20 protein-coding genes are annotated in these 17,779 nt (G+C 41.2%); 3 read left to right on the top strand and 17 right to left on the bottom strand.

Annotated features, from left to right (window positions below; all coding sequences use genetic code 11):
- Positions 1 to 71 precede the first annotated feature (71 nt).
- Positions 72 to 872, bottom strand: coding sequence for a cyanophycinase (locus DESOR_RS00245; RefSeq protein WP_014182639.1), 801 nt, complete (start codon positions 870 to 872; stop codon positions 72 to 74).
- Positions 873 to 994: 122 nt separating this feature from the next.
- On the opposite strand from DESOR_RS00245, the gene DESOR_RS00240 reads away from it, so the two are divergent.
- Positions 995 to 1,330: a L,D-transpeptidase gene (locus DESOR_RS00240; protein ID WP_014182638.1), complete on the top strand. Its 336-nt coding sequence runs from the start codon at positions 995 to 997 to the stop codon at positions 1,328 to 1,330.
- Between the two features lie 103 nt (positions 1,331 to 1,433).
- Here DESOR_RS00240 and yabG read toward each other — a convergent pair whose 3' ends face one another.
- Positions 1,434 to 2,276 carry a sporulation peptidase YabG gene (gene yabG / locus DESOR_RS00235; RefSeq protein ID WP_014182637.1) on the bottom strand — a complete coding sequence of 281 codons (843 nt, stop codon included), beginning with the start codon at positions 2,274 to 2,276 and terminating at the stop codon, positions 1,434 to 1,436.
- A 97-nt stretch (positions 2,277 to 2,373) separates the two neighbouring features.
- On the opposite strand from yabG, the gene DESOR_RS00230 reads away from it, so the two are divergent.
- Entirely contained in the window at positions 2,374 to 3,216 is an 843-nt protein-coding gene (locus DESOR_RS00230; protein WP_014182636.1) for a glycosyltransferase family 2 protein, read from the top strand.
- 24 nt (positions 3,217 to 3,240) lie between these two features.
- Here DESOR_RS00230 and DESOR_RS00225 read toward each other — a convergent pair whose 3' ends face one another.
- The 9 genes from DESOR_RS00225 to metG all read right to left on the bottom strand — a co-directional run bounded on the left by DESOR_RS00225 (position 3,241) and on the right by metG (position 12,410).
- Entirely contained in the window at positions 3,241 to 3,855 is a 615-nt protein-coding gene (locus DESOR_RS00225) for a hypothetical protein (protein WP_242832419.1), read from the bottom strand.
- A 56-nt stretch (positions 3,856 to 3,911) separates the two neighbouring features.
- Positions 3,912 to 4,754, bottom strand: a complete 843-nt coding sequence (gene rsmA, locus DESOR_RS00220; RefSeq protein ID WP_014182634.1) for a 16S rRNA (adenine(1518)-N(6)/adenine(1519)-N(6))-dimethyltransferase RsmA — start codon at positions 4,752 to 4,754, stop codon at positions 3,912 to 3,914.
- Positions 4,738 to 5,289, bottom strand: a complete 552-nt coding sequence (gene rnmV / locus DESOR_RS00215; protein WP_014182633.1) for a ribonuclease M5 — start codon at positions 5,287 to 5,289, stop codon at positions 4,738 to 4,740. The genes rsmA and rnmV overlap by 17 nt, the downstream gene beginning before the upstream one ends.
- Before the next feature lie 110 nt (positions 5,290 to 5,399).
- A complete protein-coding gene (locus DESOR_RS00210) occupies positions 5,400 to 6,575 on the bottom strand; it encodes a glycosyl hydrolase family 18 protein (RefSeq protein WP_014182632.1) in 1,176 nt (391 codons plus the stop codon).
- Between the two features lie 108 nt (positions 6,576 to 6,683).
- Positions 6,684 to 7,391, bottom strand: coding sequence for an N-acetylmuramoyl-L-alanine amidase family protein (locus DESOR_RS00205; protein WP_014182631.1), 708 nt, complete (start codon positions 7,389 to 7,391; stop codon positions 6,684 to 6,686).
- Positions 7,392 to 7,491: 100 nt separating this feature from the next.
- Positions 7,492 to 8,667, bottom strand: coding sequence for a 3D domain-containing protein (locus DESOR_RS00200; protein WP_014182630.1), 1,176 nt, complete (start codon positions 8,665 to 8,667; stop codon positions 7,492 to 7,494).
- Between the two features lie 74 nt (positions 8,668 to 8,741).
- Entirely contained in the window at positions 8,742 to 9,635 is an 894-nt protein-coding gene (locus tag DESOR_RS00195) for a G5 and 3D domain-containing protein (RefSeq protein WP_014182629.1), read from the bottom strand.
- A 64-nt stretch (positions 9,636 to 9,699) separates the two neighbouring features.
- Positions 9,700 to 10,464: a TatD family hydrolase gene (locus tag DESOR_RS00190; protein WP_014182628.1), complete on the bottom strand. Its 765-nt coding sequence runs from the start codon at positions 10,462 to 10,464 to the stop codon at positions 9,700 to 9,702.
- Entirely contained in the window at positions 10,461 to 12,410 is a 1,950-nt protein-coding gene (metG, locus tag DESOR_RS00185) for a methionine--tRNA ligase (protein ID WP_014182627.1), read from the bottom strand. The genes DESOR_RS00190 and metG overlap by 4 nt, the downstream gene beginning before the upstream one ends.
- A 222-nt stretch (positions 12,411 to 12,632) precedes the next feature.
- On the opposite strand from metG, the gene DESOR_RS00180 reads away from it, so the two are divergent.
- Positions 12,633 to 12,908 (top strand): AbrB/MazE/SpoVT family DNA-binding domain-containing protein, encoded by a 276-nt coding sequence (locus DESOR_RS00180; protein ID WP_042331758.1) that lies wholly within the window; start codon positions 12,633 to 12,635, stop codon positions 12,906 to 12,908.
- A gap of 103 nt (positions 12,909 to 13,011) precedes the next feature.
- On the opposite strand, the gene rsmI is transcribed toward DESOR_RS00180, so the two are convergent.
- The 6 genes from rsmI to DESOR_RS00150 all read right to left on the bottom strand — a co-directional run bounded on the left by rsmI (position 13,012) and on the right by DESOR_RS00150 (position 17,741).
- Positions 13,012 to 13,839, bottom strand: a complete 828-nt coding sequence (gene rsmI, locus DESOR_RS00175) for a 16S rRNA (cytidine(1402)-2'-O)-methyltransferase (RefSeq protein WP_014182625.1) — start codon at positions 13,837 to 13,839, stop codon at positions 13,012 to 13,014.
- A gap of 40 nt (positions 13,840 to 13,879) precedes the next feature.
- Positions 13,880 to 14,185, bottom strand: a complete 306-nt coding sequence (locus tag DESOR_RS00170; protein ID WP_014182624.1) for an initiation-control protein YabA — start codon at positions 14,183 to 14,185, stop codon at positions 13,880 to 13,882.
- Complete coding sequence (locus tag DESOR_RS00165) at positions 14,182 to 14,994, bottom strand: PSP1 domain-containing protein (protein ID WP_014182623.1); 813 nt, start codon at positions 14,992 to 14,994, stop codon at positions 14,182 to 14,184. The genes DESOR_RS00170 and DESOR_RS00165 overlap by 4 nt, the downstream gene beginning before the upstream one ends.
- Positions 14,987 to 15,865, bottom strand: a complete 879-nt coding sequence (locus tag DESOR_RS00160) for a DNA polymerase III subunit delta' (protein ID WP_014182622.1) — start codon at positions 15,863 to 15,865, stop codon at positions 14,987 to 14,989. Before DESOR_RS00160 ends, DESOR_RS00165 begins: the two co-directional genes overlap by 8 nt.
- Positions 15,866 to 15,916: 51 nt before the next feature.
- A complete protein-coding gene (locus tag DESOR_RS00155) occupies positions 15,917 to 17,341 on the bottom strand; it encodes an aminotransferase class I/II-fold pyridoxal phosphate-dependent enzyme (protein WP_014182621.1) in 1,425 nt (474 codons plus the stop codon).
- A 142-nt stretch (positions 17,342 to 17,483) separates the two neighbouring features.
- On the bottom strand, positions 17,484 to 17,741 hold the full coding sequence (locus DESOR_RS00150; RefSeq protein ID WP_014182620.1) for a sigma factor G inhibitor Gin: 258 nt from the start codon (positions 17,739 to 17,741) through the stop codon (positions 17,484 to 17,486).
- Positions 17,742 to 17,779: the final 38 nt, after the last annotated feature.

Here is a 17,779-nt window from a genome sequence, read left to right as displayed (position 1 = left end):
GGTTCAAATATCCTCCACTAGTTTAAACCTTTTTTCCTTTTGGTATTCCTTGTTCAGAGTATTACTTCTGTTTAGAGCAAAGAAACTCGCTGCTTAAGATCAAAACCATACCCTTCAGATAGAACATGCATTAAAATTGGGCTTAAGACAAGGGATTGCCCTGGAGTAGTTTCCGAAACATTCGTCGTTGTAGAAGCAGATGCATCAATAACTGTTACTGTATTGCTGCCAATAACCGAAAACTTTCCATCGGACTGTACTAAAATAGCCGTATCCTCATCGATTCCCACCCCAAGAACATAGGGATTTTGAGAAACAGCCGATAATAGTCTGCCAATTCTTCCGCGCTGTGCAAAATGCTGATCAACCACCACAGAACGAAGCAAGCCCAAACCGGGTGCCATAGTTAAGGTGTTCTTTTTGGCCGTTCCTGCTTCTCCTCCCACAATCATTGTGTCCGACATTACAGAAGCTCCAGCACTTGTCCCCGCAATAATAATCCCCCGTTCATATAAGGTTTGCAGCGTTCTCCCTAATATGGTACCCCCTAATAAACCGGTAATGCGAAGTTGATCGCCCCCTGTAAAAAAAAGTCCCGTTGCTTTGTCCAACTCCTTTTCAATACCTTTCCGATTGGCCTGAGTACGGTCTGAAACATCAAGAACTTGAACTTCTTTTGCTCCTAGTTCAAGAAACAAAGCATGATACTCAGTGCCTACCTGAAGGGGATATTCGGTGGCAGCGGTTAGTACTGTTATACAACTTTCTCTGCCCCCAGATTCATCAACGAATCGCTTGAGAATTTTGCATTCATTTTTCTTATCCTCTGCGCCTCCAATAATAAGCAGTTTCCCTTCTACATGATCTGCCAAACTGATCCCTCCAATCTAAGTTATTTTCCGCCTAATCAAGGCCGAATTATGCAACGAACATTCAGAAATAATGAACATAGCATGAGATAGAACTAAATTCGTTATGAAAGGAGTTCTGATCTATGCCCCAGCGCAGAATTGTCATTCATCCCTCTCGCAGATTGCTTGAGCTTTACGAAGGGAACCAGCGAATTCGTCATTATCCTATAGCCGTTGGTAAAAGCTTAACCCCCACTCCCCCAGGCAGCTACAGCATCGCCACGAAAACAATGTATCCGGGCGGAGTCTTTGGCAGTCGCTGGATGGGGCTCTCTATCCCTCATTATGGAATTCATGGTACTAACAACCCCTCAAGCATTGGGCAAGCAGTATCCAAAGGCTGTATCCGTATGCACAATCACCACGTCGAAGAGTTATTCCTTCTTGTCGAAATAGGTATATCCGTAACCATCTTATAATCTTTAGAGATGCATCCCCTTCCAACATCAATAGGACACATACGACACAGGGACGGTTTCTTGTCTTAAGACAAGAGAACCGTCCCTGTGTCATATTTTATTATTAATAAGGACTCCTGGGATAACCTCGCCGCATCTGCCCCCTTGTTTCAATTCCCCCAACTCCATCTGTTCCCGTGATTGTATGGGTCAAGATATCCTTCACGGAAACAATTTGGTCCGTTGGCGTAAAAGCAATCCTTTCAACAATAAAAACGGGATCAAATGCGTGAATAAGCATACGTTTCGGTGAGGAAGCAAAATTAGCTCCTGCAGCTAGAATGGCTTCATAATTGGATTGACATGCTCCGGCAAAAATCACCAAAGCATCCCGATTATGCTGAAAACGTCTGGCTTCCATAACAGATTCTACAAAGTATCGGGAACTCCGATAACTGTCCATATCATGAAAATCCTTTTTTCCGGAGATGAGGCCGTCATGACCTGTCAGAACAAGAATATCCGTTGGATTCTCTTGTAAGATTTTCCTTATGACTCTGGGCTGTTCAACCTCAGATTTACAAATACCCTTAGCATCAATACCCATTTGGCTATAAGTCTTAATGCATTGATGTAAATAGTCTTGGTCCCCATCAAGCTGCAGCACTCGACCGGGTATTTCAAAAAATTCTTTTTTATCGTCTTGATCAATCTTTCGCTGACTTGTAACTTTGTGTAGTTTCTGATAAATCATCTTCTGATCTTCACGCTCATAATTAGCTACTTCTGAAGGACTCTTTAAGACTAGGTCGGAGATAGGTGCATCTGCTAACAGCCTTAAATTAATACCTTTGAGTATCACCGAATTTGACCTTTTGCCTCTTGAACTGCCTACTATCCGATCAATATGAAAGTAGATATCCTGTTGATGGGATATCCGTGCAACAATATCCCCAACCTGAAACATAGGCTGACCTCCTTCTCCTTTTTATTGCTATATACTATGTCGAAGAAAAATAAACGGCATATAGTATAACAAGTTAAGTTAAAGGGGGTCCCCAACGATGTTCGCAGCCATTGTTCCCGCTATGAATGAAGAAAAGAGCATCTTGGCAGCTTTGACCACCATTCTGCGCCTTCCAATCAGCCATATTATCCTTGTTCTAAACGGATGTACAGATCAAACCTTTGAACTGGCCCGCTCAATTCCAGATAATCGAATTCATATTCTCTTTTTTTCAGAACCACTGGGAATTGACATACCCAGAGCAATTGGAGCACTCTATGCTCGTCAGTTAGGCGTACGAGGAGCACTCTTTGTGGATGGGGATATGTCTGGAGATATTTACGACAATCTGGTTGAGCTCCTTGCTTCCATAGAATCAGGGATTGATGTCGCTCTTACGAATTGTTATCCTTACATTTCACATCGTCAAAAGCTTGCTAAACTTGTTCTTAAATTTAGAGCTAAACTCAACCGTGAACTAGATCTCTTTAAAAGTCTAGGCCTGGCAACGCCTACCCATGGACCTCATGCGCTTTCTGAACAAGCCCTGAAAATTCTTCCCGTTGAAGCTATTGCCGTTCCACCGCTGACTTTATATTGGGCCCAAAAAAATAATCTGATAATTAAAGTAGCTACATCCATCCCCCACGAAGCTCTTCACTCTCCCAGAAAACATAGGCAACACGCTCGTCTTATTGCCGAAACTATTATAGGCGATTGCTTGATGGGGCTATCTCTCATTCATGATCAACCTCCTTCCCGCATACTGGGCAAACACAATTTATTAGGCTATCACCCAGGACGCCGTTTCGATCTCCTTGAATACTGGGAGCAATCCCTCAAATCACAAGGGACCTTCTATGAGCAGCATATCATCATTCCATTTTCTTCGTTTTCCTAACTCTAAACTTTTGATAAGCTACAGCTAGTGACTTCTGACTTTTGGATCAATTCCATAGTTATTAAAATACTTGATAATATTATCTTTTTCTTCTACTTGAACATGCACAATTGGCTGCATTTTCCCATCTCGTTCTCCTCTCCATTTCATATAAATGGTTTGATTATAAAATTTTTTTAAAATCGGATCACGATATTGGAGATCCACAACAACGTATTGAGGATCAATGTTATCTTGTTTGGGATAAATCTCCTCACTAGGTATAGTGACAATCAAACTTGAGGCACCGTCTTTAGGAATTTCATTGACAATTGATGATTCATCATAATAAATTGGCTTTGCCGATAATTGTTCATTGAAAACAACGGTTTCACTTGAAAGATCAACGGCCGGATGTACCCCCACATTGTTAAACCTTAATTCTAAGCTCAGTTCATCACTAATTTCAACCTTAGGCGATTCTTTCAACACAAAGTAGGGACGAGTTGTTTCTTGTTGAACCTTCCATGCTGTAATGGTTAAATAGACTGTAATTAATGCTGTGACTGCAAGTACTGACGTTGCTCCCGTTGCTATAATATTTGACCACTTTATTAAACGGGGTTTGATTCTAAATCCCAACCTAAGCTCACCTTCCACTAGTTATAAATACGTTCAGGTTCCCTTATGGTTTGGAAATTTAGACTCTTTTATGCTCACTTCTCTAGAAAAAGTTGTTTAAAAGCTTTCGTCAAAACTTGGAATTCTTCAATACTTAAAGATTCTGCCCGCCGGGTATAAGAGATTCCTGACTCTTCCATGCGTTTAATAACCTCTTCCTTTTTTAAGCCTAAACCGCCTGCCAGTGAATTGCCTAAAGTCTTGCGTCGTTGGCTGAAGGCCGCCTTTACCACCCGGAAGAAGTCCCTTTTATCGACCTCAAATTCAGGATAAGGGCGAAGATCTAATCGTATCACTGCCGATGTAACTTTAGGAGCCGGCCAAAATTCCTTAGGGGACACATCTCGTATCTTTGTAACCATTGCTGAAATCTGTACGGCAATAGATAAAATTCCATAAGCCTTCGATCCGGGGAGAGCGGCAATTCGATCCGCCACTTCTTTTTGAACCATAATTGTCATCCCACTTAAACAGTCTTCTTGCTCAAGGAAATGCATTATCAAAGGGCTGGTAATATAGTAGGGCAGATTACCTACTAAATATCCCTTTTTTTCTCCCCAAAGATCTTTTAAATCCAGTTTCAACGCATCTTGATGTACAATCTCAACAGGTAGCCCCTCCAACTCTCTTTTTAATAAACTGATCTTATGATTATCAAGTTCTACCGCCCACATCTTTGGTACATTGAGAGCAAGCATTCGAGTTAAAACACCCAGCCCGGGCCCGATTTCTACCAATGGGACACCCGGCTGAAGTTTACTTGCAGAGACGATACTTTCAATAACTTCGTCGCTAATTAAAAAATTTTGCCCCATGGATTTATATGCTCGTGCCCCAATTTTCAAAAGACGTTGAGTATAGTCAGCTGCCTTCTCCACACTGAACCTCCTCTATCGCTCGAAAGAATTCCTCCCGAGAGATTCCAAATCGATTTAAACGATGTAAAAATTGCTTGGCATTAGAATCTCCGATTCCCAGCTTTCGGCTAACTGCTATTCGGTATTTGCTGGCTTTTGGTGAACCCATGAGACCTACTGCCATTAAGTCCTGTATGACAAATATTTCTTGAGGGATAATTTGATCTTGCTTAATATCTGCAAAAGCACGGCGGATTTCGTTTAACTCCGCATTTTCTACCCCGATATCTCCGTTTTTTGTCGCAGCTTTTTTGGTTATGTAAACATGCTTTGTTTGGGGAACATGGGCACGAATACGGTTACGAATTTGTTCACCTACGGTATCGGGGTCAGTAAATACGATCACGCCTTGACGATTAGCCATTTCTGCAATATAGTCTAGCTTTTTTTTTGTTAACCCATACCCTTCAGTCCAAATCACATCAACGTCCCCAAGAGCTTGACGTATAATATGGGCATCATTTTTTCCTTCCACAACAATGAGCTCTTTTATCATCCTGATTCCTCCATTTTCAACTCTTATATCTTACCCGAGAATGTCCCAATACTCAAATTGGCAAGGCTGTAACAAACTTTGAAGTCCGTTACAGCCTTGCCTTTAATAAATTATTTTTTTTCTCGGGTTTCTTTGTTGGTTCCATAAGTTTTTAAAAGCTGATCCCATATTCGCGGATCTTCCATACCTAGACGCCAAACAGCTACACCGTGTAATTTGTATTGTAAAGCATTATCCATTTTTGCTCTTAAGCTGGGAATGTTCTCAAAGTACACTTCATGTCTTATTCCATTGGCTGTATAGGTAAACTGGGGTACTTTAGCACTGGGATCGGTGTGAATTTCTACCCCGTGTTTTTTAGCCCTTTCAACGGTTTGAGCATAGGACAGATAATCGGGCATCGTGGGATTGTCTGTACCCCAGTCAAAAGAATAAACTGGTAGACCCATCACTATTTTTTCTTTAGGTATTTTTCCCACTGCGAACTTAATGACCCGGTCAACCCAACCCTCGGAAGCTATTGGCCCCTGCGTCGTACCAAGTCCATGCTCATCATAGGTCATTAAGATAATTTGGTCAGCGGATTTTCCGATAGCAGCATAATCATAAGCACCCGACCATAAGTCAGAGGGATAGTCGGCAAATTTTGCAGGAATAGAAATATTTAAGACTTTATCTTTTGCCTTTAAAGCTTTTTTAAGCTCTGCAACAAAGGCAGAAAAGTTGTTTCTATCTCCAGGCGGAGTTTTCTCGATGTCAATGGAAATCCCGTCCCAATTATCCTTAGTCGTTAAGTTTACTAAGTTTGTTACAAAATTTGACCTTTTTGTTGGATTTGATAAGACACTATGGGCAAGATTGGCATCAAATCCAACAGATCCCTTTAACTTCATATTATGGACCAGAGCATAAGCTTTAGCTCCATTTTTTTGAACCTGATCTTTAATCTTTAAATCGATTTTTCCTGCCGGAATGACTTTACCACTGGTATCAAAACCATACCAAAAAAATGCTACTTCATCTAATAATTTTGCGTTTTTCAAGGTGGTTTCTTTTGAACTAGGTACAGGTCCCTCAGCATCGGTATAGAATCCCATAACAACTCGTTTTTCCGGCCCTAATACGGAATCCCGGGTTGCTCCTGCCTCCGCCTCCGGCAACTGCGCCGATTGATTAGGTTGACTTGGGGGATTTGGAGCAGCTGGAGATTGAACATTGGTACATCCAGTCAAGGTAAGGCCTAATATCAAGGCACTGGTCGACAAAAAAGTCAGAAACCGTTTCATGCTGTACTTCAACTCCTTCATCTAGATTCGGTATCTGACGTTATCTTCCCCGCTTCAAAAAGAGGTTATGTATTAATGCTCTAAGCGTTAATATCCTATTTAACTTAATTATGGAAGTAAAAAATAATTAGCAATCCCTTTAGCAATAGCTCTCGCTAACTGCTCTTGGTACCAGCTTTGTTGAAGCTTTTTCTGTTCTTTACTACTTGACAAGTAACCTACTTCTACAATAACCGCAGGCATGCTTGTATTTTTGATAACGTAAAAATCTCCTGGTTTTGCAATCCTGCGATTCATTCCTGTTATTTTAATCATTTCTTGCTGAATTAATTCAGCTAACCTTTTACCAGGCTCAGATTTATAGTGATAAAAAGTTTCAGCACCAGAATTATTTCCTGACTTAGTTGCATTAACATGTAAACTTACAAAAATATCAGCATTTTCCTCTTTAGCCATTTCTATACGATGGTTTAAATCAATTTGCTTCTTTGTCGTCTTTCCTTTAACTCCACTTGGAACATAATCTAAATCTTCTTCTCGTGTCATAAACACTTCAATACCGCTGGGGATCAGCATTTCCTTGACTTTCTGAGCTATTTTAAGATTAATTTCCTTTTCATAAATCCCTTGAGCTGAAATGGCTCCCGGATCATATCCTCCATGTCCAGGGTCGAGCATTACCACAACGCGATTCTGGAATTGGCTTACAACTGCGGTAGAACCCTGCCAGAATACAGAGAGTACCAACGCACACATAACTCCAATAACAAGCAGAATTGCAGCTTTCGTACCAAGCATTAATCTGGGCCATCGCATTCAGCACTCCTCCGTTCCGAGAATCTATTAAAGAGTATGTGCTGACAAATAAAGATATACATAAAAGGCCTCCGCCGAAGCGAAGACCTTGTTGGTAGTCTTATTGTACATAGACTGTAACAGTCCGCACTCCCCAGGACAATGCTTCCTGTTTACTGTCCATATATAAATCAATACGATTGCCTTTGATTGAGCCCCCTGTATCTAAAGCTCGGGCAGAGCCATAACCCTCAACATATACTTTCTTTCCTAACGGAATGACTCTCGGATCCACAGCAATAATTCCTTTGCCAACCGGAACCCCTGTGGCAGTTGTCGATCCCGGCATAGAGTAGGCAGAAGCTCTCATAACATAAGCTCTTTTAAAACTGATCGTACTGCCACCTCTTGAAATTGAGGTTTGGGTACCCCTTGATACTACTTGATTGATAGGGGCCCTTACGACTCTTTGCCCCAATATCTCTCGGTCAACTTCTTTCCCATCTTCAAAGGTTAATCTAACCGTCTGCTCTTGAAGGCCATTAGAGCCGCGGCTGACAAGTCTATCAGGTAAGCCCACGGGATAATCTGCAGGTTTGGCGACGGTCTGGTAAGGCATCTCGGTTTCTACCGTTTCTATTCGGTTAGTAACACGCACCACGCTCAATTGATCATCCGGTTTTAAGATATGGTCAAGTGCCAATGAAACCTTATCTTTGCTCCCTAAGCTAATCTTTAACTTGTCAAGTGCGTCAGCTACCGTGCGCGGCGCGAGATAAGTGTCATACTTCTTGCCGTCCGCACTCACATGTATCGGAATTGACCTAAGAACCTTGATATCCATTTCATTAGTGACTGCCTCCGCACGGGCAACATTTACTTCATCAACATCTTTAATTCCAAGTCCATAACGTTTTGATAATTCCTGCAGTGCTTCCCCCACAGTTTTTGCAGGTGTTCTTGCCTCATATACTTTACCATCAACTGAGAGATGCACCGGAACACTACTTGTTACTGTAACTGCTAACTCATCCGTAACTTTGGTTTCTCTGGAAGGACTTACGATATCTTCCGGATAAAACTTAATTTTTGAAGAATGCTCAAGTGCTTGCCCGACAGTACCAAAAACTGTGGTAATCCGCACCTGCTTACCATCAATATTGGCATTGATAGTTTTAACATTGAATAAGATAACTATCGTTGCCATTAAGAAAAATGTAACAAGCCCAGCCCCTACTTGAACAAGACGAGATGTCCGAACTAAGGCAAATACCTTCGTTCGTTCCTGCTGAAACATTGAATCCCTCCAAAACATCTGATAGCAACTTCATTTTAAGGCATGTGTAGTCAGTTTGTCAAAATTTTTTTCCATTATGTGGGATTTAGTATATGGATTCTAACGGGTCTTCTACCCCAATCCATACACTGACGAAGAGTAGAAAAAAATACATCAATTCTGTTCCCGCGAATAGCACCGCCTGTGTCTGCCGCCACAGCATATCCATAACCTTCGACGTAGACCCTTGTTCCCATAGCGATCACCTTTGGGTCGACTGCGATTAAACCTTCTCTAGGCTTAACCCCTGAGGCTGTATTATTTCCCGTATAGGTATAGGCAGTAGCCTCGACGTCCAACGTTCTAACAATGTTGAGCTTGGATAAATCAACCTCAACAATCCTTGTCTGTGGTTTTTGAATAATCACTTTTTTCTTAGGAAGTGGTTTAGTGTTCCGAATGATAACTTCCTGTTTTGGACTTTTTAATTCAAAAAAGGATTGTACCTGCTGACCGACGGGTTGTCCACCAACCTCAAAGGTCTTGACAACTTCTCGCCTAACCCCATTTTCTCCCTTTTCCTGTATTTTGCTCGCACCAGGCGGCAGTTCATCGGACTCTATATACTTTGTGTCATAAGGAATCTCTTTATTAAAAATTTCTATTTTGCTTATCATCCTAGTTCCAAGCGTTTTCCCTACTGTCTCCGCATCATTACCATTTTGCTTTATTTCACCTTCATTTCTGCTCATTCCACGACTAATCTGCCCCTGTTTACTTAATCCCTGCTGAAGCAAATGTTGGCTGCCTGCATTTTTTGTTGCAGTCACTAACTGAAGGGTTGGATGGATTGTTTTATTGATATCAAGATCCTCCAATGAAGAATATCTGGTGCTTGCTACTAAAACCGCTACACTTCCAAAGTAAGCACTCCATGATTTAGTTTTGCGCCAATAGTCGGAATAAGTAGTAATTGGCAACGAGTACATTGAATCCCCCCTTACGAAACACTATGACACAGGCCTAAAAAAAAGAACCTTCAGAGAGAAGGTCCTAAACCAGCCTAAAAACATGTTCAGCGTTTTTCATCGTTTGCTGGGCAACGTCTTCGTAATTTAAATCTTTTATTTCCGCAATTTTTTTAACTACTTCGCAAACATAAGCAGGTTCGTTGCGTTTTCCACGTCTGGGCTCAGGAGTTAAATAGGGCGAATCAGTTTCCACAAGAATTCGGTCTAGTGGAAGCTTTTTGGCTACTTCAACAGTATGACGAGCGTTTTTATAAGTCACCGGTCCAGCAAAGGATAGATAGAATCCAAAATTCAGAAGAATTTGAGCCATTTCCCAAGATCCTGAGTAACAATGAAACACTCCCCCATAGCGCGGAGGGTGGGCTTTGACAATCTCCAGAACATCCTGATGGGCATCCCGATTATGAATCACGATTGGTAATCCTGCTTCATTTGCCAGCTTTATTTGCTGAATAAATACTTCCTTCTGAACTGAGCGCGGAGAGAGATCACGAAAATAATCCAACCCGATTTCACCCCAAGCTAAAACTTTAGGTTGTTTGGATAGCCGTAAAAGATTTTCCCAGGTTTCTGATGTCACTTCCTCAGCATTATGGGGATGAACTCCTATAGCCGCATAGATAAAATCATAGTCTTGAGCCAAATTCACAGATCGTTCCGAGGAAGAAAGATCGTATCCCACGTTTGTTACTCGAGAAATCCCCGCGGACTTTAGACGGGATAGGAGTTCCGGAAAATCATCCGCATAAACCGGGTCATCCATATGTGCATGCGTATCCCAAATCATTTGACTCGTGCCCCTCCGGGAAGTTCTTTATCAACTGTAATAACTTCCAGAACATCCCCGTGTGAAGCAGCCAATATCATGCCTTGTGAGGTAATTCCTCTGAGTTTTGTGGGTTTTAAATTAGCCACCAGTACCACCGATTTACCGACAAGGCCATCTCCGGAGTAGTGTTTAGCAATCCCGGAAACAATCGTTCGCACTTCCCCTGCCACTTCAACTTCTAGTTTCATCAATTTATCTGTTTTTTCTACTTTTTCTGCACTTAGTATTTTGCCTATTCTCAAATCAATTTTGGCAAAATCATCAATACTGATTTCTTCTTTAATCGGTTCAAATTCATGACCCCGCTCTTGTGGAGCTGCTTGAGATTCCTTTTGATTTTCGTCCACGTTCTTTGCTCCCTCTTCTGTAAAATATCGGCTGATATCAATCCTGGGAAAGAGTGGTTCGCCTTTTTTTACTTGAATGCCAAAATCCATAATACCCCAGCGGTCAGCTTCTTCCCAACGTATCAGCTTATCGTCTTTGCCCAGGAGCACACAAATTTTTCCTGGTACGCCTGGCATAAAGGGCGCTGTCATGATCGCCATGATTCGAATACATTCGACAAAGGTATACAAAACTGTATCTAATCGATCTTTCTGATCCTCTTGCTTTGCTAATGCCCACGGGGCAGTTTCATCAACATATTTATTGCAGCGTGCAATAAAACGCCAGATCTCTTCCAAAGCCGTAGCAGGATCACACTCACCTAAACTTTTATCAACGGCTTTTTTAACTTCTTGGCTCAAAACTTTTAATTCCATTTCCAACGCCCCATCTTGAGCCGGACGTGGAATAATTCCCTCTCGATATTTAACAATCATTGCTAAACTCCGGGAAACAAAATTCCCAAAATCATTAGCCAAATCACTGTTTAAGCGCTCAACCACGTTATCTTCAGAGTAAGTACCGTCAGAACCCACCTGCATCTCACGGAGTAGAAAATATCGAATAGCATCTGAGCCATATCTTTGAATTAAGGCAAAAGAGTCCTGGACATTTCCCCGGGATTTAGAGATTTTTCCCCCATCCTTGCTCAAATACCAACCATGTCCATATACAACCTTGGGCAAAGGAAGACCAATCGCCATAAGAATAATTGGCCAAATGATAGCATGGAAGCGTACAATATCTTTCCCCATAATATGCACATCTGCCGGCCAAAAACTATGATAATTTTCACCGTCAGGATAACCTAAAGCTGAAATATAGTTGATTAAGGCATCGAGCCATACATACACAACATGTTTAGGATCAAAAGGTACTTTAATCCCCCATTGAAATGTTGTTCGTGAAACACAAAGATCTTCTAAGCCACCTTCAATAAAACGGATCATTTCATTGCGGCGGGAAACTGGTTGAATAAAATCCGGATGATCTTCAATATATTTGAGCAATTGCCCTTGGTACTTAGACAATTTGAAAAAATAACTTTCTTCTTTAAGCAATTCTACTTCACGACCACAATCCGGATTAGGACACTTGCCATCAACTAATTTATTTTCCATCCAAAAAGTTTCACAAGGTGTACAATACCAACCGGAATACTCTGACTTATAGATATCACCTTGTTCGTACAATTTTGTAAAGATCCTTTGTACTACTCTTTGATGACGTTCTTCCGTTGTTCGAATAAAATCGTCATTCGAAATATCTAAAGCCCTCCATAGATCTTTAAATCGTTCTACAACTCCATCAACATAGACCTTCGGATCCATATTATTTGCTTCCGCTGTACGAACAATCTTTTGAGCGTTTTCATCCGTTCCAGTTAGAAAATATACTTGATCACCCAACATTCTATGATAGCGAGCTAATGTATCTGCTGCTACTGTAGTATAAGCGGTTCCAATATGCGGACTTGAATTAGGATAGAAAATTGGAGTTGTAATATAGTATTTCACTTTTAATGCTCCCTCTCAATTTTTTAGATTAGTAGTCTTAAAGTTATATTTGTCAAGTCTTCCCATCATTTAGAATTAATATGTAAAATATGGAGAATTCCTCTATAGGTTAATAATACCAAGAAAATCTTTAAAAAAATGGGTTGACTTTATATGGAACCATTGGTATCATAAGTCTGTAGTTTTATGTCGAATGTTGTTGCAAGGAGTGGGGGGAAAATGATGAAATCAACTGGAATCGTAAGAAAAGTCGATGAACTTGGTCGTATTGTTTTACCAATAGAGCTTCGCCGTACATTAGGTATTGACGAAAAAGATGCTCTGGAAATCTACGTAGATCAAGAAAAAATCATCCTTAAAAAGTATGAACCTGCTTGTGTATTTTGTGGTAATGCCAGCGATATCCAACTTTTCCACGGCAAAAACGTCTGCCGGGAATGTGCTGTTGCCATGGGTGAAAATGTCGCTAACACAGAATCAAGCTCAAAAGCAGTATAAATTATGCTTTATTAAGATACATAGATTACTTAAAGAAACACACTCAGATTTTGAAGGCCTAAATGGCCTTCTTTTTTTGTACTATCAGAAACCTTTTAAAGACCTAATCGAGTAAGGCCTGATAAACTTCAGACTTTTTTACACCATAAAGTTTTGCTACTTCTTTCATCGCATCTTTCTTACTTAATCCTAGATTTACTCTTTCCCTAACTTCCCTGCACCATTCTTCAGGACCTCCTGCAGGTTTAACCGAAACATAAGGCGCAACAATAATACAGCACTCTCCGCGCGGTTCGGACTCCTCAAAAAATTCCTTTAGTTCTAAAGCCGACCCTCTGTGTACTTGTTGATGCACTTTTGTCAATTCACGCACTACAGCGGCTTTTCGATCACCAAAATATTCTGACATTGCCTTAAGGGTTGCTATAAGTCGGTGAGGAGCCTCATAAAATATCTGAGTTTGAGGAAGATTCGCTAAGGATTCAAGGCTTCGAGTCCTTGCTCCCGCCGAAGAAGGCAGAAAACCATGGAAGGAAAAATGATCTGCGGGCATTCCAGACAAGACTAAGGCTGTAAGGGCAGCATTAGCTCCCGGCAAAACATCAACTGGAATGTTTTCCGCGCGGCAAAGATTGATGATTTCTGTTCCCGGATCAGAAATACCTGGCAAACCGGCATCGGAAATAAGGGCTATTGTTTGACCGGCCTTTAGTTTTTCCACCAGTTCTAAAGATTTTCTCTTTTCATTGTGTTCGTGATAGCTAATCATCCGAGTATTAATCTGATAATGTTGTAATAATTTCCGTGAATGACGCGTATCCTCCGCTGCAATTAAGTCCGCTTCCCGCAATGTATCTAAGACCCGCAGGGTAATATCTCCTAAATTTCCAATCGGAGTCGCGCACACATACAAAGTTCCTTTAGCCAACATGCCTCTGACTCCTTGTTTTTCATATATTCCCTATGGTTTGCTAGTCCTTCCTTAAGAACCCCATACAGAATAAACAATCCCCTTCTAAAGGTTGTCCGAAATGAAGGTGACACACATGAAACCCTTCTTGATACAAACGAACAAGATTATCGTGGGCAACACCTTGAATATGTTCCGCATTGGCAATAACACGTTCAGTTTCTTTTTCGGGAAGAGTGCACTCCCGCCTCAACTTAGTATTCTCATCCTCCAAAGCTTGAACATAGGGCTTTAAACGGCTCACTTCTTCCAACAAAGAACGCAACTTCTCTTCCACTTCTGTAAGTGCCTGGGTCAACTGGCTCATACTTTCTCACTCTTTTCTTTGGGCTTTTCCCCTTTCCTATTACGTTGCGGTTTACCCTCAGGTTTAGAAACAAAAACACTTTCTATTCCAATAGGTTCTTCATCCGAAATTTCGACAATTTTATTGGCCGTTTGAGGATTGTGCCGCATACAATTCTCTTTGTCCTCAGATTTGTAGCAACCATTTTCATACTTAAGGCAGCACATTAGACGTCCACAAATCCCAGAAATTTTAGTAGGATTTAATGAAAGTTTCTGATCTTTAGCCATGCGGATGGAAACCGGCTCAAAATCACCTAAAAAAGACGTACAACATAAGATTCGCCCGCAAGAGCCAACTCCACCAAGCATTTTTGCTTCATCCCGTACCCCTATTTGGCGCAATTCTATACGAGTTCTAAAGATAGCTGCAAGGTCCTTGACCAATTCTCTGAAATCTACTCTACCTTCGGCGGTAAAGGAGAATATTATTTTATTGCCATCAAAGGTGTATTCAACATCTACTAATTTCATAGGCAAATCATGTTCAGCAATCTTTTTTAAGCAAATTTGGAAAGCATCTTTTTCCTTCCCTCGATTCTGCTCAACAAATATTTCATCCGCTAATGTAGCTTTGCGCATAACTTGTTTTAAAGGCTGAACCACCTCTTCGTCAGGCACTTGACGCGAGGGGATAACTAATTCTCCAAATTCAATACCCCTTGCTGTTTCAACGATAACTTTATCGGATACAGCCAGTGTAAGGTCTCCTGGAGAAAAATAATATATTTTTCCAGCATGTTTAAAGCGAACGCCTACGACCTCAATCACTGTAAGCCCCTCCTTGTTGAAATAATTCTAATGCTAACACTTCAATAACTAATCTCGGATTAGCCTGTTGTCGTAGCAAATCAATCGCTTTCCCGATCGCCAAAAACTCAAACGGATGAATCATACCGTTTATAATCCCTTCCTGAGCTTGTACCGCTAACACCTGTAAATATAAAAGGGCTTGATTTTTTTCTAGGGGAAAAAGAGCAAAAAGTGCTAAAAAATCTTTTTCGATGACAGCTTTACGAAATTTGTTCAGCCAATCTTGCAAGAGTTCTACACCATGCTGGAGTATCTCCGTCGCTAAATTTTGGTTTTTGCCGCTTAAATTAAAGGCCACCGATGCTGTCTTCTCATCCTCAGTCTCTAAACTTGTTAGCCAGGTTTCCTCCGTAAGATCAGGGAAATAGACCAACTGAGCTCGGCTTTGTATGGTGGGCAAGATTCCTTCTGCATTCTCTGAGCACAAAATGATGACTGTCCGCTCCGGCGGTTCTTCAATAACTTTTAAGAGAGAATTTGCAGCAGGTAATGTTAATAAATCGGCTTGTTCGACGATGGAAACTTTAAATATTCCTTCATAATGCTTAAGGTAAACCTTTTCTTGCCATGCAAGTACCTGATCAATCCCAATTGTCGTTTTTAAGGGTTTCAGCCATGAGATATCCGGATGATTTCCGCTAAGAATTTTTCGGCAAGGGGAGCACTCTTGGCACGGTCTATCTATCGTGCTGCTGATACAATTTAAAACTTGAGCTAGGCGGAGAGCTACCTCGCGTTGATAAAGTGCACTTCCGCCGTGAAATAACAACAGATGAGCCAACCGGTATTCACGAGCAGCCTTCTCTAATAAATCTAACTGTAAGTTCATGAGGTTACACTCTTACAAACCGATTGATATCCCGATAAATAAACACCATATTTAATCCCCCTCTATTATCCAAATTGTCTGGTTTTTGAACCCTTCCCACCCTTGATAATGTTCTCCTTTTGAAGCGAGTAGGGCAGACAAAACCTCCTCGGTCATTACTTCACCCATTACAACAGCAGGAATTCCAGGCGGATAGATAGAGATCGTTTCCCCAACAATATGACCTAAACTCTCCTTAAGAGGGATTTTCCGTTTAGAAGCAAAGAAAGCTTCCCGCGGAGAAAGTACTGCGCGTGGTAATGGCGGGATGAATCCTTTTTGACATCCCAATCCATTGATAGATTTTGTTAAACCTTGAGCAGTTGCAAAATCTCTCAGACTTTCTAATCCTTTCGTAAGCCTGCGGACATCCTCCGGCGTATTGCCAATGCCCAACAAACATAAAATATTTTCCTTATCCCATAATTCCGGTTCAATACCAAATCCTTCTCTAAGATATTCCACACATTTAGGTGCTGAAATCCCTAGAGGAGAGGTATTGATTAGAATCTTTGACCAATCAACTGCCTGGATGCCAAAGGTTCCAACATCCTTTGCACAAAGAATACGGAAGGATGGTCCTACTCTCTGATGCAATTCGTCAACTGCTTCTTTAAGAAGCTGCCAACGCCATACATCCTGAGCGTATTCTCCTGCCCGCTCTAATGACGAAAGAAGCAAGTAACTGGGACTTGAGGACTGTAAAAATTCCAGACTTTGTCTCAATCGAGTACGATTGATTCTAGACCCTTGAACATGTAACATAGCTGACTGAGTTAGGGCGCTTAAAGTTTTATGGCAGCTATTTAAGACAAGATCTGCTCCGAGCATTAAGGCACTCGGAGGAAATAGATCACTAAGATAATGTGAGCCATGAGCCTGATCGATAAGAATTGGCACCTCAAAGCCTAAATTGGTTCTTTGAGCCAATAATCCCTTCAAATCAAAGGCTGACCCATAATAACCGGGATAGGTAAAATGACAAGCACTTATCTCTTGCCAGGAGATTGTTTGCTCTTCAAGATTTATACCCAGCGATAGATTGAAATCCGGATGAACCACAGGCATCACATAATCAGGCTTTAATCCACTCAAAACCAAACCGGACATCACAGAACGATGAGAACTTCTTTCTAAAAGCACTCGCTTATCTGCGTCATTTTCTAAAGCCAGAAACATCGCTTGATTCCCAGCAGTGCCCCCATTAACGAGGAAAAAGGTTTCTTCTGCCCCAAAGACCTCGGCGGCCTTACGAAGTGCCCTTGCAATAATACCGCTTGGAGCATGCAGTACATCAAGCCCAGGAAGCTCTGTTAAGTCAAAACCCGGAAAGTCTAAGCCATTAAAAAACTCCTGTCGACCCTTATGGCCAGGAGTATGGAAAGAGCAAAATCCTTGTTTATGGTAATGGCTCAATCCCTCTCCAAGATCACCCACTGAACAATAAACCTCCATTTAAGCAACTCATATAATCGAAATTATAAGTTTACACATGATATTCCTTATAGTTTAACATGAATTAGGAAATTTTTCATCTTAATGAAGCAAAGATAAGATGTTGAAATTAAAGGATTAGACTTTAATAAAAAATCCCTTTGATCAGAAATAGAAATTCCTGGTATTCAGGAGATCCCTGCTCCGCAGAGAATAGTTCCCGCTGACAATCTGAGCAGAAAAACATCCCCTGAACCCTAAACCCATCATATAGACCCTTTTGGGGTACCTGCGTACAGCGGTAACAAACGGGCAAGACCTTCCCTCTGTTTGAAGATCCCAGACTCACTCTATTTTCCATCTCTGAAACCTTTTGGTCTGGACCTTGTGGTATCTTAATCACTTTTTATTCCCCCTAATTACTTCTAATACTAGTCTTGC

This window comes from Desulfosporosinus orientis DSM 765, from assembly GCF_000235605.1.
Lineage (GTDB): Bacteria > Bacillota > Desulfitobacteriia > Desulfitobacteriales > Desulfitobacteriaceae > Desulfosporosinus > Desulfosporosinus orientis.
This window is presented reverse-complemented; position numbering and strand designations above follow the sequence as displayed.